The organism is Bacillus sp. FSL R9-9410 (assembly GCF_038050385.1).
Classification (GTDB): Bacteria; Bacillota; Bacilli; order Bacillales; family Bacillaceae_G; genus Bacillus_A; species Bacillus_A cereus_U.
In genome coordinates this window covers 1674524-1695221 of sequence record NZ_JBBOTV010000001.1, presented here as the reverse complement: position 1 = coordinate 1695221, position 20698 = coordinate 1674524, and the positions used below count along the sequence as shown (strand labels likewise).

Here is a 20698-nt window from a genome sequence, read left to right as displayed (position 1 = left end):
ACGTGAGGTTTTCCCTCATACGGCTTTCCGTTGTTCTTCCTTCTTTGGCGTTCAGTTTTGTTCTAACTTCCTACTTTCACGAGTATGTATGTTGTTTTCTCCATTAAATCCTTGATACGACCATGTTTCTTTCGAACATTTCTTTTCTTATTCCAGAAAAGGTTAAGTCGTTCTAAGACGTACCAATCTATTTTACCGAGCCATTTCTGTCCAATTGAAGATAGGCTATAATAATTTTTGAACCCTTGTAGAATTCTATTTAAACCTTTCACCATCTCTTCCAATTGTAAATACAGCTTATTCCTCGGCTCTGTATACCTTTTAATGCGTTCCCGCATTTTCTTCATGGCTTTCTGGCTCGGAATATGTGCCATCACATACACTTTCTTCCCGCCTTTCACATGCTTAGGGTATTTCCGATGATGAAATCCTAGAAAATCAAATCCCTCATTTCCATCCCACGTATTCACTAGCTTCGACTTTTCTGTATGGATTGTAAGTTCTAACTTATTCATAATAGATTGTAGTATCCGGATACTTTCTAATGCTTGTTGTTTTGTTTGACATACGATGACAAAGTCATCGGCATATCGAATCAGTTCCCCCAAGTGTTTACACTTCTTTTCCCACACGGTATCCATATAGTTTAAATATATATTAGAAAGTAGTGGAGATATCACGCCACCTTGTGGTGTACCTACTGTCGTTTCATGAAATTGCGCATGTTCCATGATTCCCGCTTCCAGCCATTTTCTAATGAGTTTTAACACTCTTCGGTCACTGATTCTTCTTTCTACAAGCCTCATTAATTTGTCATGATTAATGTTATCAAAGTATCCTTGTATGTCTACGTCTACAATCCAATGAGATGTTTTACTCGCTTTCCGTATCTTCGATATCGCTTGATGTGCGTTTCGTTTCGGGCGAAATCCATACGAACAGTCTTGAAAATCGGCTTCGAAGATAGGTTCTATCACTAATTTCGTTGCCATTTGTACAACCCTATCTTTGATCGTGGGAATTCCAAGCGGTCTTTGTTTTCCATCACCTTTTGGAATATACATTCTTCGTACAGCCTGTGGATGGTAGGATTTACTTTTCAATTCTATATATAATTCATTGAGAAAGTTTCGTTCTCCATATTGATGCACGATTTCTTCAATCGTCTGTCCATCAATTCCACCGCTCCCTTGATTCCGTTTTACCCTTCTCCATGCTTCAGCCAATATGTCAGGACGATATATTTTGTCATACAACGCGTGAAACCTACGACTTGAACTTTCTTTGGCACAAAGATATAAAGTCTTCCAAAGTTCTTGAGCTTTTACATCGGTGTAGTTAGCTAGTTTTCCAGCATTCACTCACTCTTACCTCCTTCCAACTTATGAACAAAGTAGAGGTCCTTCCCTACATAACGTTGTGTTGTCGTTATGATATTCAGTACTATGACCTCCTCCGACTCCCTCTTTACAGTCCACCATTTCGCACATGCTTATAGGTTTCCTCTCTCCTTTCTGAAAGAAAGGGTAAAGGAGGGTCTCCCCAGTTCCAGACACTACTTTCTCAACATACCGCCCTCCTTACCCCGAGGGATTCTTCGATGCTGTATTTCCAAGTTCTTCACATCTTCCATGGTCTTCACCTATATACACCAGGCTCGACTTCCCTTTGTCCTATTGCTAGGTTTCTTTTAACGAGGCGGCAAGGTTCACTTTATGTTACGGTCTGTTGATTCGCTCGCACTTCAAGTAGAAGTTACTTTGTCACAGGGCTTCAACCTTAGGATTTCTCCACCAGCTGCCTGTCAGCTACTAGGCGACTTGGCTCTTACCTAGGGTGGACTTTCACCAACAAGCAGTGCTCAGCTTAGCTGGGCACGCTATAAATGAAAGAGCCTATTCACTGGTCTTATCCCTGTCAAGTAGACAGTATTAAAAAGACTAAGCAGCCATCGAGATTCGATATTCTATCGGAGCTCGATGGTTGAGTCGTTTTTGGAACCGTTTATAGTTATAAAAGTAAATATATTCTTCAATTGCTTGTATTAAATCTTCTTCTGTTTTAAAATGATTCAAATACAACATCTCCGATTTAAAATGGGAGAAAAATGACTCGATACAGGCATTATCATGGCAGTTTCCTTTGCGAGAGTGGCTGCCAATGATACCTAAATCTAAAAGTCGTTTGTTGTAGGCATGAGATGTGTACTGGAATCCCTGATCTGAATGGAGAATGGTTCCACGCACATCTCTTTTTTGTGCCAACATTTCAATTGTATCTAATACAAGTTCATTATCATTGCGCTTGGATATTTTCCAAGAAACAACTTCGTTATTATAAATATCTTGGACAACAGAAAGATACCGAAATCCCTCTTGGAATCGTAGGTACGTAATATCTGTAACAAGTGCTTCATTTTGTTGACGATCTTTAAATTCACGGTTTAAAACATTCGGAAAAACATTGGAATAGTTCCCTTTAAAGAAGCGACGCTTCTTTCGAATAATAGATTGAATGTTGAGCTCGCTCATTAAGCGATATACTTTTTTATGATTTATAAAATATCCTTCTTCCTGTAAAGCGATTTTCATACGTGGATAACCATATTCCTTGTGCTTTACATGAATAGATTGTATTACTTTTTTTAATCGTTTTTCGGATGCTAGTCGCATGTTTTTCATGCCTTTTGTATGAATCCACTTATAGTAACTTGAACGATGTACACCAGCAAATTTCGTAAGCCACCTAACTGGATATTTCCCCTTTAATGATTCAATGATATGATATCTCTCTTTATATTTTAGTACGCCTCCATTTACAGATTTGGATATTGCTTTTTTAAATATTCAACCTGAGCCTTATAGTAGTCGCGTTCCTCTTCAACGGTATTGAAATGAACACGTTTGCCTTTTAGAGGATTTGGTATCCCTTTCATTCCACTGTTTTTTCCACGTGTATCTGTAATTTCACCACATTCTTTATATTTTTTTACCCAATTTTTAAGTTGAGTAGAACTTCTAAGCTGATATTTTTCCTTTATCGTATTGTAACTTCCTTCTCCGTTTAAATAACTTTGAACAGCTGATAACTTTAATTCTTCTGAATATATATTAAAAGTTAAGCCTTTTTTAGTCATGAAAAATCCCCTCCAAGTAATAGTGTAACATCCATGTATGTACATGGTCTTTTTACACTGTCTACCTAAAGGGGATAATATCACTCCTACGAGTAGGCCCTTTTTCTTTAAGGATATGTAATACGCTCTACAGCAAAAAACTATGATTACGGTCGAATTACTTCCAAACAACACCTCGCCTCTCGTATTCCATTCTATATTCAACAGCAGCTGCAATTTTTGGACTTGCAAACCTTTCCGTGATCCAAAGACCTAAATCAATCCCTGAAGTAACTCCTCTTGCAGTAATAATATCGCCTTGATCCACAATTCTGTAAGGAAGAATTTCGGCCCCATATGTACGAATTTCATTCTGCGCCAAACGATGCATTGTTGCCTTTTTATCATTCAATATACCGGATGCAGCTAGTAACATACCTCCAGTACAAACTCCAGCAACAATTGTTCCTTCATTGTGCATCTCTCTAATCATTTTGGTCAAAGTACCACGCTCTGCTTGCTTTCGTGCCCCATGTTCAGCTTTATGATTCCAACCACCACCAGGTACAATTAACAAATCTGGGCGATTATCCATTCGTAAAAAATCATGTAGTTTCACCGTAACTCCAAACAAGGTAGTAACTTCTTGTTTTTGTTCACTAGAAACTAACTCAACCGTAAACGGAGCACCTTCTTCTATCGCTCTTCTCAATACCTCAAAAGGCGCAAAGGAAACAAGCTCTCCGAAGCCGTCAAACAATACAATTTGTATTTTCATTTTTAGAACACCTCATATGCTTTGTTTTATAAATCCCAAAAGAGAAGAAATGTTATCTACAAATTAACAATGAAGACAACCTTTCTCCCCTTACTCTATAAACTTTCAAATGTTCCTCTAATCCTCTCTCCTCATCTAACACACTTAACGTTTTCTTCACAAAATTCCAATTCATACTACCGGATAACCATAATAATGAAGTAAGTCTTTTGTAATCATTTAAGGTTACAATATTATGAGCCTTATACCCTTCTAAAAATGCCCTAGCAACACTGGAACATACTTCATGGGACTGCATTCCTTCTGTTCGGGAATACCACTTTATTAAAAAGGCTAACCCTTCAATGCGGTCAACATAACTAATAGATTCAAAATCTACAATTCCTTTTACCTGTTGACTTGAGCCCCATAAAACATTCAAAGGATTTAAGTCTGTTTGTACAATAAACTCTAATTCACTCGTATATGCGCAGTCTATATGATATTTAGCAAGATCTATATACTCCCGCAATTCCTTACATGCGCTTGTCTTGCTTTCTAACATATTAATAAACTCAACATACCCATCCAAATGAGATTTCTTCTGAAAAATCGCGCTTTGAAATGCACTAGAAATATCATGAACCTTTCTTGCTTCCTTTCCAAATGCTTCTGCGATAGCTTCTGTACAAAGTGTAATATGTTCTCCTTCAATCCAATTAGACAATATAAATCGGTATTGTTCATCATTCCAAGCGACTAATGTAAATGACTCCCCTGACCTATTTTTATTAATTTGCATAAAAAGGATTCTATGCTCGCGTAAATAATACGTAAAACGTACTTGCTCTATCAGTTGTTCGTTTGATAACGCCCCAAAAGCTGGATTGATTGTTCGCTTGCTATTGATAAACCGTGCGGAATATCGCTTTCCATTCACCATAATTTTATAGTGTAAATCTGTATTCCAGCTATTTTTATGTAACTCTTCTTCCACTGCTAGTGAATGAATTTCTTTAAAATAATTTATTAATACGTCTTTTATTATGTGTTTCATCCTTTTTTCCTTTCATGTGAAAAAATTTTTATTACACGCTATTTTTTATAATTACTATCTCGATTACTCTAAAAACCAAAATTTTATTCATTGTTAATTACCAATAGTGTTTTTTTCTATATATAAATTTAATAGAGGCAGACTACCATTCTAACTATATCATTCTTACATAATATTCTGCATTCGTTGAGATAGTTGTTGTAAACCAATGCAGTAGTGACTATGTATAGAAAAAGAGCCAATCCCCTATACAATAGAAGATTGACTCTTTCCTTTATTTATTCACCTGTTTCGGAAAAACGTTTTATACGTCCCCCAATTTCATCGCGAACACGTTGAAATTCAGACCACTCTTTTCCTGCCGGATCATCAAATCCCCAATGAACACGATTCACATGTGGAGGTGTAGACGGACACACAGAATCCGCGTGACTACAAAGAGTAACGACTAAATCAGCATTATTTAAAATATTTGGATCAATCATGTCTGACGTTTGATTTATTATGTCGATATTTACTTCTTTCATAGCTTTAATAGCATTTGGATTTACTCCATGTGCTTCAATGCCTGCAGAATAGACATTCCACTTATCCCCTAAGTATTGTTTGCCAAAGGCTTCTGCCATTTGGCTTCGGCATGAATTTCCTGTGCATAAGAAATAGATTGTCTTTTTGTTTTCCATGTTGCTTTCCGCCTTTGTTTTTAAATTATACTGGTTGATCATTAAAATATTTACGCTTAAACCAAAAAGCGACGTTTACAAGTGCAATCATTACAGGTACTTCAACTAACGGCCCGATAACAGCTGCAAATGCCGCGCCTGAATGAATACCAAACACACCAACTGCTACAGCAATTGCTAACTCAAAGTTATTACTACCTGCTGTAAATGCTAACGTTGTAGTCACCGGATAGTTTGCACCAATTTTTCTTCCCATAAAGAAAGAAACAAAAAACATCACAATAAAATAGATTAATAACGGAATTGCTATTCTTACTACATCTAATGGTACGCTAACAATCATTTCCCCTTTTAAAGAGAACATAATGATGATTGTAAATAGTAATGCAAGTAATGTAAGTGGACTAATCTTCGGTATAAATACCTTTTCATACCACTGTCTTCCTTTTAACTTAACTAGTACAGAGCGTGTTAACATACCTGCTATAAAAGGAATTCCCAAATAGATAAATACTGATTTCGCTACTTCTATCATTGTAATATCGACAATAGCCCCTTCAATCCCTAACCATTCTGGAATTACTGTTACAAACACGTATGCATAAACGGAGAAGAATAACATTTGGAATACTGAGTTAAAAGCTACTAAACCTGCGGCATACTCTTTATCCCCATCAGCAAGGTCGTTCCAAACAATTACCATTGCAATACAACGTGCTAAACCAATCATAATGAGCCCGACCATGTATTCTGGCTTATCTGGAAGAAAAATAATTGCTAAAACAAACATAAGTACAGGACCAATAATCCAGTTTTGCACTAAAGATAAAACCAATACTTTTACATCTTTAAATACCCGGCCCATTTCCTCGTAACGAACTTTCGTCAACGGTGGATACATCATGACAATTAAACCAACAGCTAGCGGGATAGACGTTGTTCCGACTTGTAATGTATTCAGTCCATCTACTACACTAGGAAATACAAACCCTAAACCAATCCCAACAGCCATAGCTAGAAAAATCCATAGTGTTAAATATCGATTTAGAAAAGATAAACGTTTCATTTTATTTTCCATCTCCTATTAACAACAAGAATTTTTATCTACTACGTTAGAAGTCGCGCAACAAGATGGATCTTCAATTTTATGAACATCACAATGTGCTTTTGTATAAAAGAATTCCCACTCGTTCCCATCAGGATCCGTTACCCAAAACTTATCTTGAACCGCATAGCAACAAGTCGTATCCATCTCATCACGTGCAAAGAACCCTTCTTTTTCTAATCTTTCTTTATGAAATGTAATTTCTTCAGCTGTATCCACTTGGAAACCAAAATGATTTACCTGATTTCCCTTCACTTCATCTCGTACGTTTAGCGTAAAATTAAGCCCTGGATTCTCTAATAAAAATTTTGCATAATCCATTTTCACCTTAACTGGTGACACACCAAATACCTTTTCGTAAAATTCAACAGACTTCTCTAAATTAGTAACATTTATACCAACATGAACATATCTCATTGCTTATTCCTCCTCTTAAAATAATATTAATCAATTTTTTTTGATTAATAGGACAAAATTTTAACAACAGCTTCCTTTTCCTGTTTTTCTAAAGATACAGCATAATTCTTCTGATAATAAATTATTTACTTCCGCATCATTTAAATCATAATAACTCCACGTACCCTTTGTTTCTTTTACAATTAAACCTGCATCTAATAAGATTTTTAAATGATACGACAACTTAGATTGCGTCATTTCAAAAACTTCTGTTAAATCACATACACAAGTCTGTCCTCGTTGACAAAGTTCATACATAATCTCTAAACGCTTCTGATCAGCCAACGCTTTAAACTTTTTCTCAAATAGCTGAAAATTTTGTGCCACTGTAGTTCACTCTCCCTTCATCAACTTTTTTTGATATTTATAGTATATACGCTGTTTAGTTCTTTATGCAACTCGTTAATCAATTTTTTTTGATTAATACAACTCAACTTCCTCTCATCATATCTATGCCACCATTAAAAAAGGCCATAGCCTTTCCAAAAATGAAAAACTACGGTTCTTTTTACAACTCAATAGTTAAAATTTTTTCGAAAGGTGGAGTCTCTATAGCTTTTAAATAATCTCAAGTTAATAATTATAGAGTGATTCCGCCTATAAACAAAACCCACCAGAAACATCTAAAATCTGCCCTGTTACCCAGCGACTATCCGAAGAAGCAAGGAACGCTACTGCATCTGCAATATCTTCAACTTGCCCTATTCGTCCAAACACAGATGAATTCGTAGCAAAACTTCGTATTTCTGGATTATCTAACAAGTTCGCATTAATATCTGTCTTCGTATATCCGGGCATAATTGTATTCACTGTTATCCCTCTTTCTCCAAGATGTTTAGCTAGAGGAAGTGTCATCGTATTTAATGCACCTTTACTTAAACCGTATGCAATGGATCCTGTAAAACCGAGTCGTACTTCGGCTGATGAAATGTTAATAATGCGCCCTTCTACTCGTAGTAATGGTAATGTTTGCTGAATTAAGAAGAATGGTGCCTTAATATTTACGGTCATAATTTCATCAAAAACTTTTTCTGTCGTATTTTCAATCGTTCCTTGTGTACCTATGCCTGCATTGTTTACTAAAATATCAATCTCTGATGTACCAACCCTTGTTTTTAATTCATTTTTTAATTGTTCTACTAGCTTTTTGACACCATCCATTGAATTGAGCTCAGCTTCAATTAAGAACGCTTTTCCTCCATTAGATTCAATCTTATTAATCGTTTCATCTGCAGCTGCTTTATTTCGGCCGTAGTGAATTGCAACTAATGCCCCATCTTTCGCCAATCTCATCGCAATCGCACGACCAATTCCACGACTCGCCCCTGTTACTAACGCTACTTTCCCATCAAAATCCTTCATTTTTTCCATCCTTCCTAAATTTCCGTTTGATAAAGTGAAACTTTAATCAGTGGGTGTTTTCTTCATCCCCCACTGATTATTAGTTGAACCAATCGGGCTTTTACGGGCAGTTAATCTCTCACCTAACCACTTTGCTCCAGCTGAATTTTGAGGTGGGAGTTTTACTGCCCGTTAATGCGGGATAAAACCTATACTTATATTTTCATTCAAATACTACTAATTTTAAATATAGATTTATAGGTAATTTAGTTCGTTAACTTATGATATTATAGTTATAATTTGTGATCTACTTTAGAAAATAAAACGAGGAGGCTACACAATGCAAAACGCAGTAAAATTGGATGAAATTGATCATAAAATTATGAACTTGTTGTATGAAAATGCGAGAATTTCCGTTTCAGAAATAGGACGAATTATATCCATGACGCAGCCTGCTGTAAAAGAACGAATTAACAAGCTTGAAGATCAAGGGGTTATAGCTGCTTACCGAACGAAATTTGAGCCTTCCAAAATTAATAAAAACATCCAAGCATTCATTATGTTCAAAACGAGTCAATGCTCTGATTTTATCCAATATTGTAATGCCGCTCCTGAAGTAACAGATTTATATCGAATTAGCGGGGAATTTAATTATATGATGAAAGTCATGAGCGATTCGATGGATTCTCTCGCTGCATTTTTAGACTCTTTAATGCAATTTGGATTATCATCTCCTTTAATTGTTTTAAAGAGTGAATTTGAAGAGAAATTGTCGTTCTGATAAGAGGGTACTAAGGTAGAAATATGAAGTGTATGTGGAAAAATCCTTTTATAATATAATAAAACCAGCCATAGGCTGGTTCTTTTTTCATTCGATTTCCTACTAAAAAATCCCGAGTATAATTCTCCTTCTTCCCTATCCCTGATTCTTCCGCGCCTCTCTAAACTCCTCTTTCACCTTCTCTAACAGCCCTTCTTCCGTAATCAATCGATACGCCGTATTCGCTAGTGCCTTTGCGGATGTAATTAACGCTTTGTCTCCTAGTTCTGAACGAGCTGCTTCTCTAAATTCATTCGTATGCGCAATTAAATCGTCTGGTCCAATTTTAATGTACGGGTGAATTGTCGGTACGACTTGACTTACGTTTCCAGCATCTGTTGAACCGATTCCTACTCTTTCTTTACGGTTTACATCTTCACCTAGTAATTCTAGTTCTTCGGCTACGACGTCATTAAATGTTTTTGTTACGAGTAGTTCATCGATTTCATTTTGGAATTGATGAATTTTCACTTTCGTACCTGTTGCTAACGCTGCACCCTGTGCAATATTTCTTACTTTCTCTGTTACTTCCGCACATCTTTTTCTCGTTGCAGCACGGATGAAGAACCTTGCCGAAGCGTAATCAGGAATAATATTAGGTGCTTTTCCGCCTTCTGTAATGACTCCATGAATTTTCACATCTGACGGCAGTTGTTGGCGAAGCGCATTAATACTGTTATAAAGCTGGATAATCGCATCTAATGCGTTAATCCCTTCTTCTGGTGAAGCTGCTGCGTGAGCTGTTTTCCCGTAAAAATGAAAATCAAGTGGATCGACCGCTAGTGATGGACTCGTTGTCGCTGTTTTTCCACTCGGATGAATCATAAGCGCCGCATCAATGTTTTTAAATAAACCAGCTTTTACATAACTCGATTTCGCGCTACCGTTTGGCCCGCCCTCTTCTGCTGGTGTTCCGAACACGACAACTTCCCCGCCGATTTCTTCAAGCGTTTCTGATAATGCGATCGCTGCTGCAACGCTAATTGTTCCAATTAAATTGTGACCGCACGCATGACCGAGTCCTGGTAAAGCATCATACTCCGCTAAAAATGCGATGACCGGCCCTTGTTTTCCTGAACTTTTTCTTGCGATAAAACCCGTTTCATGGCCAGCTATATTGTGCTGCAATTGAAATCCCGCACTACCTAGTAATAAACTTAACGCTCTTGATGCGTAAAACTCTTGGTTACCAATCTCCGGATTCGCATGAATATCATGACTTGTTCCTATGTACTTTTCCTTATTTCTTTCTATACTCTCTTCAATTGTTTTTCTTTGTGACGTTACTCCTGTCGCTCCCATTTTTCTTCCCCCTTTATTTTTACGTAAAAAAGCCTCTTTCTAAAAGATAGAAAGAGGCTTTGGCATATACAGTCAAAATGAGCTTCTTTCTTATCTTTCAAGTTACCTTGCTGGAATTGGCACAGTATTCATATAGAATCCGCTGCCGAGGTTTCGTAGGGCCAGTCCCTCCACCTCTCGTGATAAGAATTTTCATAAAATTATATTAAATTATTTTTATTCTAAATTCATTCCAAGTAAAAGTCAAGGAATTCCTATCCGAATTTACCGAATATCTAAAAACCCTTTTAATACGCCAATTGTTTCAGGTGCTTGCATTCTTGCACATATGTACGGAAATTCCATACTACCTTCAAACATCATTTGAGATGTAAGAGGTGCCCCTGCCCAAAAGATTTCATCATCGATTACTATAAACGGGAATGCTTTATTTTGCCTTTGTAACTTTACATTTTTCAATGGAACTGGTCCATCACTATAAACTGTTATTTGCGCATTCGTACGCATTAACGCTTGCCATACTCGTTTATCAACTTGCCTTGTACTTGGAAGGGAAATGATAATTTTTCGTTTTGCCGCTAAAATATCTTTTAATAACCCTTTCGGTTCTTCAAGATTCATTTCCATAAACCAGCGTAAACGTTTCGAGATTTTTCGCTCCCACACTTGTCTTGATGTCGTACGATCATACACATCTCCGTGACGTTCTATATGTGCTGTTAATTGTGATAACGCTTGTTTTCTCGAAAGGTTTTTACGCATGTAATGGCAATCCGATAATTGAATAAACTTCCCTCTCGCTCTCGTAACCGCTACATTGACGAGACGATGATTTTTCTGATCAAAGAATAACACGCCAGGACGTTCTTGCGGATAACTATCAACCGTATCAAAGATCATCATATCTCTTTCAGAACCTTGAAACTTATGAACTGTCGCCGCTAAAACTGGTATGTTTTGATATTTTGTTCTCTGCAACATTTCTCTAATACACGTTGATAAAAAGCGCGACTGCGCCCTGTAAGGTGTAACAACACCGATCGATTGAACACCGTCTAACAGTCCGATTAATATCATTTGCATTGCTACTAAGCCAGACATAATATTAAAACGAGAACCAGAAGCAGCGTCTTTTAACGAAAAGGCTCCCATTAAGCTCGTATCAAATAAAACACTCGCCTCATTTGCGAACGGTTGTAGCTGTGCGAGTTCTTTACGCTCTGAAACAGACGGATGATCATACACTCTATTTTTATAAATAAATGAGTTTGTAAACTTCGATATATCCGCATGCATACGTCTTTGTTCCTGCAACATAAAAAGGTTGGGATGTGCTTCTGATTTATTTACAGAATCAACAATCCCTGCGTGGTAAAACATATCTTCGCCGAGCCATTTTCGAACAAGTTCATGGTTTGCCATCGCAATCGGAGGCAATTGTAAAAAGTCACCACAAACGACAATACGTTTTCCAAGAGAAGCGGCTAATGCGATTTGCGGCACATATGCCATACTCACTTCATCTACGACAACTAAATCAAATGTGCGCTCATAAATAAGTGAATCAATTGCACATTTCGATAAAGTCGCACCGATTACTTGCGCATTTTCAATATATTCTTTTTCTACTTCTTTAATTTTCGCTTTTTGCTTTCGAAGATCACTTTCAATCTCTTGTATACGCTTCTTATCAGCAGAAGTCGCTTTATATGATAAAATCTTTTCACGAAGATCTTGTCGTGTCTCTTCTAAATAGAGTCTTTCTTCTCCCCAAGATCCGTTCGTCGTTTCAACTAACTTCGATGCAAGTAACGTTTCATGATTTCGTATATGTTCATGTTGGCTAAAACCGTAACGAACGATTTCACCAGGTGTCCATTTCTTCTTCTTCTCAATTTGCTTCGTTACTTCACTCATTAATACGTCAACTGCCGCGTTACTATGAGCTAACACAAGTACCGATTTTCCTTTTTGATAATGAGCCGAAATAATACGTGATAAATTGTATGACTTCCCTGTTCCAGGTGGTCCCCACACATACGTTGTCGGATTGTAAAACGAACGATACGCCAATTCATTTTTCGTATTTTTCATCTTTTCAAGGTGTTTCGGACTGCTCGTCCCATCAACAAGACGCTTTATACGATTACGTTTCAGCTTATCTTTATGCGCTTCTTTCAATCTCTCTTGCAGCTGTTCTAACAATTGCCACGGTTCACTGTATAAAACAGCTTCTCTTATTTCACCTTGTATATAATCATTTAATTTCAGTTCTATTTCTAATCCATGTACAGATAATACTTCCCCTGTTGCTTCCTCACCATCGAACTCAATTCGAATCGGTGAACCTTCAGGTAAGCTTACTTCAGAAATAAGCTGAAATACGTATACTGTACTTTCATAATCTGTATATAAGAAACGACCGTTAATGATAGAAATTTTACTACCACCTATCGTTTTCCAATGTTTAATTTCATAAGCTAATGCATAATGCCACTCTTTCATCGTTTCCGATAATGAAGGAGTCTGAGTAGTTGTATTCATAAAATAAGCTCCTTCCGTCTCCCCAAACATACTTTCTCACTATAACATATAACGCTCTAAAATTTTTAACAATTATATCTTGCTTATTTTCTTAATTTTCAATATTATATTATGTATAAAATTTTCAGAAAGAAGGAATCTACATGCCAGTCAGAAGAATCGAACACGTCGGACTTATGGTCGCAAACTTAGAAACATCTATTTCATTTTATGAAGACGTAGTCGGCTTACAGCTCATTAAGCGTATGGGGCATCCAAACCCAAACTTAAAACTCGCTTTTTTAGGCGTAGAAGAATCCAAAGAAACGATACTCGAACTAATTGAAGGTTATAACTCTTCTCTTCCGGCAGAAGGAAAAGTACATCACATTTGCTTTAAAGTGGATTCATTAGAGGATGAAATCAAAAGAATACAGAAACATGGAGTAACATTTTTACTAGGAGAAGAAATCGAAATATTACCAGATGGAACACGTTACATATTCTTCGCTGGTCCTGACGGAGAGTGGATTGAGTTTTTTGAGACGGAGAGATAGAAAAGGAGTCAGGATTTTGGCCCTTATACTACTTCCAATCCTTTATGTAATCCTAATAAAGAATTGGAAGTAGTATAAGGAGTTTCCTTTTTTGTTGGAAGAATCCTATTAAATATTATCTTTTTCATAAATGGAATATTAACAAAAGAACAAACAGTGAAAAAGTTGAAGGAACAAGCAACAAAGAAAAAAAGTATTACCTACAAAGAATGAATTGTTACTATTCCTAAATTACGGAAAATTTGATATACTATTTTCATAAATTGAATATTTTACATTTTAGGAGGATAAAATGGAGAAAAAAACAGATTTTTCTTTGTCACTTTTGTTTTTTTGGATTAAAGGGTTTGTTTCAGTTGATTCAAGATTTGTAAAAGTATCCACTGGAAACACTATATTAGGGTTTATTCCTGCTGGAAAAGATAATCAAAGCATTCCTTTGAAAAATATTAGTTCTACAATGATTTCTTCTCAGTATAGAATAAAACCCATTATATTAGGATTGATTATTATTCTTTTTTCCTTTAATACCATAGGAAATAACTTTATATTCGGACTTATTTTACTATTAATTGGAATTGGTATTTTAGGTAGTGGTATGCAAAATGTATTGATTATTCAAAGGGCAGGATCGGATTATATTTTTTCAGTACCATTCTTTGAAAAAGCTAAATTGGAAATTATTCAAAATTGTATTGCTGAAGCATTAGCTTATGATACGGATAAAACTGATTTAAATTTATTTTTTAATAAAAAATAAAAAAGGCGATAGATTAATCTGTACCCTATAGAATAGACTTTTTTTAAGTGTCTATTCTATAGGGTACATTTTAACGAATTTACCGAAAAAATTCTCCGTCCAGAGGCGCGTGAAGGGCGATAGCCCAGCGGTAGGTGGGAGATGAATTTCGGATAATACGTTAAAATAGAGAAGTTGAGCTTTTTTTCGTTCCTCCATCAAGGCATCCTTTGGCCGAAGAACCCGTATTTCAACTTTTATTATTCAACTGTATCTAATAACTCTACAACTAATTCTTTAGGATCTTCCCAGCTATGATATATTTCTAAGTGCCATTTCGTTAATGATCTTGAGTATCCTTTTTTTTCTATCCATTTATGTAAATCATTATAAGCATTCATATAAAAACAGCTTAAGTCATACAACCTTCGTTATTCCTAGTTACTAAATATTAGTTATGTTCATAATTTTGCAACATGTATAGATGGGTATATATGTTATAATCAACTTAGCAAATTACAAATAAATTTGCATTTCCTGTGCCCCTTACCTCCCAGTAAGGGGCGTACCCTTTTATAAATAACTATTTCAGTACAATTTTTTTCACAGTACTTTCACGTCAATTTCACAAATTTAAGAACTCTCATATGTTAGAATTAGTACAACCTTTTCCAAGGAACTATATGCCAATACACGAATCCCTATCTATATAGGGATTTTTTGCATAAAGCATAATAAAACAGAAAAGGGAGAATTCAAAAAAGAAGGAGATTATCCCCTTCTTTTTACGCTTGCTCCGACTGTTGGAATTGCGTGTCCCTTATTATTTACTATAACCATGATTCAGTTTAGTTAACTCTTCATTAATGTGAAAAATTTTTACTCTAATATCTTTAACACCAAATGCTTGAAGTCTGTTCTTGTGCATTTCTCCATATTTTTCAGCATCTTGTTTTTCTTCAAATACATAGATGCCTCCAGCTTCTTTCGTTTCTTGATTCTCCGTCCATATTTTCCAATGGAATCCTTCTTCTTCATTAATACTTTTTGCTAAATCCCAAAATGCTTTTTCCATTTCATCACCAAAAGGACCTTCAAACGGAAAATCACCCTGTAATAAATATGCCATTTTCACTCCCCCTTACTCCCTATATTTCTCAACAAGAATTTCACTGAAATTTTCTTTGATTTGATAACTCCCAGATAAAAGCTTCCTTGTCTAACTAATCAACAAAAAAACTTATAGGAATCATGATCTAAAGTTTTATTTTACTCTACCGATTTAACCTCTCGACAGCTTCCGCGCTTGTATCTACACGTTTAACGAAAAAAACTAATAGTAGTGCAACAACATTCATGCCAAGCGCTACATAGAATGAATATTGGATTCCGGATAATAAAGCATTCTGAGTTAACATTGCCTTCGTAGCTTCTGTGAAGGTTGTTGGATCTACATCAGCCATTAGACTTTCAGCTTTTGTTCTTGTTACAGAATTCATAATCGTAACAAGAATAGCAGTACCAATCGAACCGGACACTTGTTGAGCTGTATTATTAACAGCTGTACCGTGCGGATTTAAGCGAGTTGGCAATTGATTAAGGCCATTTGTCATAAGTGGCATCATCACCATTGCCATCCCAAACATCCGCAGTGTGTAAATAAGAATAATATGTGTGTGACTAGAGTCAATTTGCAGATTTGCCAACATATAAGTTGAAACAGCTGTAATGGAAAGTCCTACTATGCCAAGAATCCGAGGGCCATATTTATCAAATAGTTTACCTGTAATTGGTGACATAACCCCCATTATTACCGCACCTGGAAGCATCATCAGCCCAGAGTTCAGCGGCGAAATGCCACGGACGTTTTGTACATAAGCTGGTGTTAAAATCATACCCGAAAACATGGCCACCGCGTTGACAATTGCAATTACAGACGCAAGTGCAAACATTGGGTACTTGTAAACACGTAAATCCAATAACGGCTCATTCATTTTTAATTGACGGATAATGAAAGCAATTAGGGCAATAGCGCCTATGATTAAGGTTGTTAAGACAACTGTATCCGTCCAACCATCGGAGCTTGCAGAACTGAATCCATATAACAAACCGCCAAAACCGACAGAAGATAATAGTAATGAGAGATAATCAAGTTTTGCATTTTTGTTTTGTCTCATGACATTCTCCGATTTCCAAATCCCTAACAGTAAGCTAATGATTGCTAACGGTAAAATCATTTCAAAAAGCAAACGCCAGTCATAATACTCTACAATATAACCTGATAGTGTCGGTCCAATTGCTGGAGCTGTAATCATAACTAATCCAAAAATCCCCATTGCTGTTCCCCTTTTTTCTCTTGGAAAGCTTACTAGCATAATATTCATTAACAAAGGCCCCATGACTGAAGAACCTGCTGCTTGAACCATCCGGCCAGTAAGTAATAAACCAAAGTTCGGTGCTAAAGCCGCTAAGGCCGTACCAAGAATAAAAATCACCATAGATGTAATAAATAAGCTCCTATTGGAGAAGCGGGTTATTAAAAATGCTGATGCCGGAATTAATATACCACTTACAAGCATATACCCTGTAGAAAGCCACTGGATCGTTGAATAATCTTTAATGTCTAAATCCTTCATTATTGATGGCAAGGCTACATTTAAAAGCGAGTTGTTTAGAAATGAAACAAATGCACCAATAAAAAGTATTACAAGCATTAAATATGGTGGTTTTCTTTTATGTAATGTTTCACTCATATATTTATTTGCCCCTTCATTATAAATTCCATTGATTCGTTTAAATCATTTGCATATCTGCACAAGAATACACTGTTCTTGCAGTATTTTGCCAAACTCTTCGAATGGATATTCTCTTTTTAGCAATTCTACTTGCTCAACATAACATTTTAAAATCTTTTTTATTGATTAAACCTGTATAAACATTTAAACACGTTTGTTAACCGAAATTAAATTAGGCTGAATTAAACAAAAGGAGCAACTGAAAATACCCTTCTAAAATAAAGTGAAACTTTAATCAGTGGGACTTTTACAGGCGGCTCAACCCTCATCTAGCTGCTTCGCTTTCGCTGAATTTTGAGGTGGAGGTGTCTTGCTGCCCACAAATAGTGGGATAAATCAACAAGACCACACACCCATTCCTTTAAATACAGGCTTGTAAATCTAGTTATGTAACCATCCATAAAAAGGAATATTACATAGGCTAAGTCTAACATTACATTTTTAAAGTGAGGGGAATAAGCTTATGCACCAATATTGGTATTTGAATTCAGAGGGAAACAAGGAGCAATATAATAATCAAATTTCAATGTTATCATTATATTCACAGCCCCAAATAACTAAAGCTGAGGGAATGAATGGTCTGACGATTCCTGAGAATTGGAGTTGTCGAGTCTATCCATTTGGTTGGGATTCACCAGCCAATTATACGGGTTTCAATCCCCAACCCCCTCCCTTCTCTTTGGGTCAGCCAATCCATTATGCAGGGATGATGCCCCAAGGACATCCTGCTAATTGGGCTCCATTACCAGGCCATGCAGGTTTTAATTTTCAAAAACCTCCCTTCCCCTGGCCCCAACCATTCAATCATACAGGGATGTTCGCACAAGGTCATCTTGCCGCTTTACTATCGCCGCCAGCCAAGCCTTTTAATTTTAATACCAATAAATGGGGTGTTTTTAACCCTCCAGGTTGGGGAGGACAGGTAAGTCCCATGGGATGGGGGAATAACGGAGGTAACGGTCAACCAGGAATGTTTGGAAACTTACTTACAGTAGGAAAAGGCACCATGAATGGAATAGGAATGCTTAGTAGTCTAATCGGTATGGGAAAGCTCTTCTTTTAGTTAATTAGAACGGGAGGATAGGTCCATATCCCAGACTTAAAGATCATTTCCTTTTCCATTGATTTAATCTTCTCAAACATGCCCCCTCAATGTATTTATTGTATGGTCCCAATACTCCCTCCAAGTTCGTTTCCTCGTCTTTCAAATTATAATTATCTTGTATCGGATAACTTAATAGAGGTGTGTTGGTACCAATAAAGCGCAAATTTCGTACGCTAAGCAAAACATAATAAAAAGTACAATACTAGCTAAAATAAATGAAGAAGAACAAACCTCTAAGAATACCTAACCCAGTTCTTGTTGTCGCAAGATAAGCAGCATAAAGACAACCCACATTAGAAAAAACATCAAGAAAAGACATTCCAAATATGGAACGTCTTCTTTCACTGTATAAAACCATTCAACAATCTGAAATATTCTAATCAACATACTTCACTCATTTAACGAAAGATACTTGTTAATTGCATAATGCTCTTCTAACTTTCCCTGCGAAACTTAGCGGATCATCAACGTCTTCGATACTAACGTAAATTAAATTTGGATTATCACATAACCACTCATTGTGTATAGACGAAACGATTATTCCTTGTTTAATAATTGTAGCAACAAATCCATTGACTTCCTTCTGCAAGAGCGCTACCCGGCCTAGACATAATGCTCGTCCAGTTTTATTATCTCGTGATTCGAATGAGAAGGAAGTTGTTACTCTAAAACGTTTTCCTAATTAACTACCTCAACTTTCTTGCTTAGGATAGTTAATTATGTTGCTTATGTTTAGCACTTTCAAGGCATTCAAAAGATGCGGAGATTGAGCCATTTGAATGCCTTGCAGAAGGTGAATTTAATTTTTTCATACTATAATAACTTAAGAGTTGTGGAACAAATTCTTCTTTAATTAACCAGTTAATAGAAGTATGGATATTTTCCACAATTTATGACTCACCCCATCGCTATCCAGCTCAGAAAAGCAAAGAAAACAAAAACGAAAATTATATGCATCATTGACTACTGTTAATGAGACGTTATGTTCACTTCACATGAAGACCCTATTCATCCAAATTTACATAAAGTTGTCCTTGCTGATGGTACAATTAAAGTCATGGAGGGGTATTATGGGAATTTATTATGTAATAACACTACTTCTTATAAACGGCACTGCAATATTCTTATTTTTCTTGTCTATTTCACCAAAAATTAAGGCTAAAAATCTATCATCGATAATGGTCTGTTTAGGGGTAAATCTAATCATAAGTCCAGCGGCTTTTCTTATAGGTGGGATAGCTGATTATGCAGGTGTGGCGGCTAATTATGGAGCTTATTTTGCGGGTGAGTCGGCAACGGCCCCTCCTCTAGTTAGTCGTGCACTTTATTTTTCGGGAGGATTTCTCTTCATTCAGGGAATACCGCTTCTCATACTACTTGCAGCTTTTTGGAAGTTTGCAAGGGCAAAGAAAACAAGTATAGAAGAATGAGTAGATGCCTTTTTAGAGTAGGGATCCGCTTTTTTCTTACTACCAATAATAGGATTTTATGTCATCCAATGAAGATTATATTAAGAAATTGTGAGGATGATTACGTTGATAAAATTTGTAATTAGTTATGCTGCAAGTCTGTTTGCTTTTATTTTCGGATGGTTCTTGATTTCATATATTTTTCATCCTAGCATTATTCACCCGAACGTTGTATTAGGATTCATTAAAATGATCGTCACTTATGGTAGTATACCAGCTCTTATAGCCTGTCTAATTGGGGAAGTGTTATACAGGAAAATCAAACGATGTAGAGAATTTCAATTTGGAATTCCTGTATTTATAGGACTAGCAGTTATCTATACACTTATACCATTTCTTTTTCTTTTTCCTTTTAATATTTCGCATTTCTTTGATTTCGTTGCACCTGTTATTATGGGGTCCTTAGCTTTTTATTTAGTACGTAGAAAAATATAATTAACTTCCGTTAACGAGAAATATGTAAATAAGCTGCCCATATGGGCAGCTTATTGGATTTTTTCAAATACGCGATATTTTATTTGTCAATATTTCTTCAGTCTTCATTATTGATTTCTATTGTGCCTGTTCTAGCACTAACCTTTAAAATATTTAATAGATTATCAGGTGTCTTGATTTCCAATTCATATTCAAATTTAGATTGTGCTAAGTTTTCATCTTCTAATTCGAATTCTTTTTTCACATTAATAATTTCTCCATTTGTATGAGCTAAAGAAATTTCACGAACTTGTTTCTCTGTGTAGTTTTCATTCTTTTTTGCATAATTGTAACCCATACCATAATATCCACCAACAATAGCAATACCGCTTACTAAAATAGCAATTACACTTATAATTATTTTCTTTTTATGTTTTAACATTTTCATCCACTCCTTAAT

The 20698-nt window shown here is 36.0% G+C and carries 21 protein-coding genes, 1 pseudogene and 1 riboswitch; of the genes and pseudogenes, 6 read left to right on the top strand and 16 right to left on the bottom strand.

Annotated elements, in window-relative coordinates:
* Window positions 1-62: 62 nt before the first annotated feature.
* The 9 genes from ltrA to MKX77_RS08885 all read right to left on the bottom strand — a co-directional run bounded on the left by ltrA (window position 63) and on the right by MKX77_RS08885 (window position 8535).
* On the bottom strand, window positions 63-1361 hold the full coding sequence (gene ltrA, locus MKX77_RS08925) for a group II intron reverse transcriptase/maturase (protein WP_341306361.1): 1299 nt from the start codon (window positions 1359-1361) through the stop codon (window positions 63-65).
* A gap of 579 nt (window positions 1362-1940) precedes the next feature.
* Window positions 1941-3136 (bottom strand): IS3 family transposase gene (locus tag MKX77_RS08920; protein WP_154214651.1). Its coding sequence is split into 2 segments (ribosomal slippage): window positions 1941-2830 and window positions 2830-3136, totalling 1197 coding nucleotides; the frame shifts between segments, so codons are not numbered across the junction.
* Window positions 3137-3293: 157 nt separating this feature from the next.
* A complete protein-coding gene (locus MKX77_RS08915) occupies window positions 3294-3893 on the bottom strand; it encodes a DJ-1/PfpI family protein (protein ID WP_341306360.1) in 600 nt (199 codons plus the stop codon).
* A 52-nt stretch (window positions 3894-3945) separates the two neighbouring features.
* Window positions 3946-4929, bottom strand: a complete 984-nt coding sequence (locus MKX77_RS08910) for a phosphotransferase (RefSeq protein ID WP_341306359.1) — start codon at window positions 4927-4929, stop codon at window positions 3946-3948.
* Window positions 4930-5207: 278 nt separating this feature from the next.
* Window positions 5208-5612, bottom strand: a complete 405-nt coding sequence (gene arsC / locus MKX77_RS08905; RefSeq protein ID WP_341306358.1) for an arsenate reductase (thioredoxin) — start codon at window positions 5610-5612, stop codon at window positions 5208-5210.
* Window positions 5613-5637: 25 nt separating this feature from the next.
* A complete protein-coding gene (gene arsB / locus MKX77_RS08900; RefSeq protein ID WP_341306357.1) occupies window positions 5638-6678 on the bottom strand; it encodes an ACR3 family arsenite efflux transporter in 1041 nt (346 codons plus the stop codon).
* An 18-nt stretch (window positions 6679-6696) separates the two neighbouring features.
* Window positions 6697-7134, bottom strand: coding sequence for an ArsI/CadI family heavy metal resistance metalloenzyme (locus MKX77_RS08895; RefSeq protein WP_341306356.1), 438 nt, complete (start codon window positions 7132-7134; stop codon window positions 6697-6699).
* Between the two features lie 60 nt (window positions 7135-7194).
* On the bottom strand, window positions 7195-7500 hold the full coding sequence (arsR, locus tag MKX77_RS08890) for an arsenical resistance operon transcriptional regulator ArsR (protein WP_341306355.1): 306 nt from the start codon (window positions 7498-7500) through the stop codon (window positions 7195-7197).
* Between the two features lie 270 nt (window positions 7501-7770).
* Complete coding sequence (locus MKX77_RS08885) at window positions 7771-8535, bottom strand: SDR family oxidoreductase (RefSeq protein WP_341306354.1); 765 nt, start codon at window positions 8533-8535, stop codon at window positions 7771-7773.
* A gap of 319 nt (window positions 8536-8854) precedes the next feature.
* Here MKX77_RS08885 and MKX77_RS08880 point away from each other — a divergent pair, with 319 nt between their 5' ends.
* Complete coding sequence (locus MKX77_RS08880; RefSeq protein WP_001178569.1) at window positions 8855-9295, top strand: Lrp/AsnC family transcriptional regulator; 441 nt, start codon at window positions 8855-8857, stop codon at window positions 9293-9295.
* 135 nt (window positions 9296-9430) lie between these two features.
* On the opposite strand, the gene MKX77_RS08875 is transcribed toward MKX77_RS08880, so the two are convergent.
* Entirely contained in the window at window positions 9431-10636 is a 1206-nt protein-coding gene (locus MKX77_RS08875) for a M20 family metallopeptidase (protein WP_341306353.1), read from the bottom strand.
* 87 nt (window positions 10637-10723) lie between these two features.
* A riboswitch (SAM riboswitch) is annotated at window positions 10724-10825 on the bottom strand.
* Between the two features lie 75 nt (window positions 10826-10900).
* A complete protein-coding gene (locus MKX77_RS08870) occupies window positions 10901-13210 on the bottom strand; it encodes an AAA domain-containing protein (RefSeq protein ID WP_341306352.1) in 2310 nt (769 codons plus the stop codon).
* 113 nt (window positions 13211-13323) lie between these two features.
* Between MKX77_RS08870 and MKX77_RS08865 the strand changes: the two genes are divergently transcribed.
* Both MKX77_RS08865 and MKX77_RS08860 read left to right on the top strand, forming a co-directional pair.
* A complete protein-coding gene (locus tag MKX77_RS08865; protein ID WP_341306351.1) occupies window positions 13324-13716 on the top strand; it encodes a VOC family protein in 393 nt (130 codons plus the stop codon).
* 292 nt (window positions 13717-14008) lie between these two features.
* Window positions 14009-14476, top strand: coding sequence for a hypothetical protein (locus tag MKX77_RS08860; RefSeq protein WP_341306350.1), 468 nt, complete (start codon window positions 14009-14011; stop codon window positions 14474-14476).
* Window positions 14477-14715: 239 nt separating this feature from the next.
* Here MKX77_RS08860 and MKX77_RS08855 read toward each other — a convergent pair whose 3' ends face one another.
* The 3 genes from MKX77_RS08855 to MKX77_RS08845 form a co-directional block, all read right to left on the bottom strand.
* Window positions 14716-14880, bottom strand: a complete 165-nt coding sequence (locus MKX77_RS08855; protein WP_002137157.1) for a hypothetical protein — start codon at window positions 14878-14880, stop codon at window positions 14716-14718.
* 398 nt (window positions 14881-15278) lie between these two features.
* Window positions 15279-15584 carry a monooxygenase gene (locus tag MKX77_RS08850; RefSeq protein ID WP_341306349.1) on the bottom strand — a complete coding sequence of 102 codons (306 nt, stop codon included), beginning with the start codon at window positions 15582-15584 and terminating at the stop codon, window positions 15279-15281.
* 145 nt (window positions 15585-15729) lie between these two features.
* Window positions 15730-17208 carry a DHA2 family efflux MFS transporter permease subunit gene (locus MKX77_RS08845; RefSeq protein ID WP_341306348.1) on the bottom strand — a complete coding sequence of 493 codons (1479 nt, stop codon included), beginning with the start codon at window positions 17206-17208 and terminating at the stop codon, window positions 15730-15732.
* 505 nt (window positions 17209-17713) lie between these two features.
* On the opposite strand from MKX77_RS08845, the gene MKX77_RS08840 reads away from it, so the two are divergent.
* Window positions 17714-18313 carry a hypothetical protein gene (locus MKX77_RS08840; protein WP_341306347.1) on the top strand — a complete coding sequence of 200 codons (600 nt, stop codon included), beginning with the start codon at window positions 17714-17716 and terminating at the stop codon, window positions 18311-18313.
* A gap of 457 nt (window positions 18314-18770) precedes the next feature.
* Here the strand turns inward: MKX77_RS08840 and MKX77_RS08835 are convergent.
* Window positions 18771-19037 (bottom strand): annotated as a pseudogene (locus tag MKX77_RS08835) (DUF1259 domain-containing protein); the annotation flags it as partial.
* 388 nt (window positions 19038-19425) lie between these two features.
* Here MKX77_RS08835 and MKX77_RS08830 point away from each other — a divergent pair.
* The gene (locus MKX77_RS08830) at window positions 19426-19785 is read left to right on the top strand and encodes a hypothetical protein (RefSeq protein ID WP_341306346.1); all 360 of its coding nucleotides are present in this window, start codon (window positions 19426-19428) and stop codon (window positions 19783-19785) included.
* A gap of 96 nt (window positions 19786-19881) precedes the next feature.
* Entirely contained in the window at window positions 19882-20259 is a 378-nt protein-coding gene (locus MKX77_RS08825) for a hypothetical protein (protein ID WP_341306345.1), read from the top strand.
* Window positions 20260-20356: 97 nt separating this feature from the next.
* On the opposite strand, the gene MKX77_RS08820 is transcribed toward MKX77_RS08825, so the two are convergent.
* Entirely contained in the window at window positions 20357-20680 is a 324-nt protein-coding gene (locus tag MKX77_RS08820) for a PepSY domain-containing protein (RefSeq protein ID WP_341306344.1), read from the bottom strand.
* Window positions 20681-20698 lie beyond the last annotated feature (18 nt).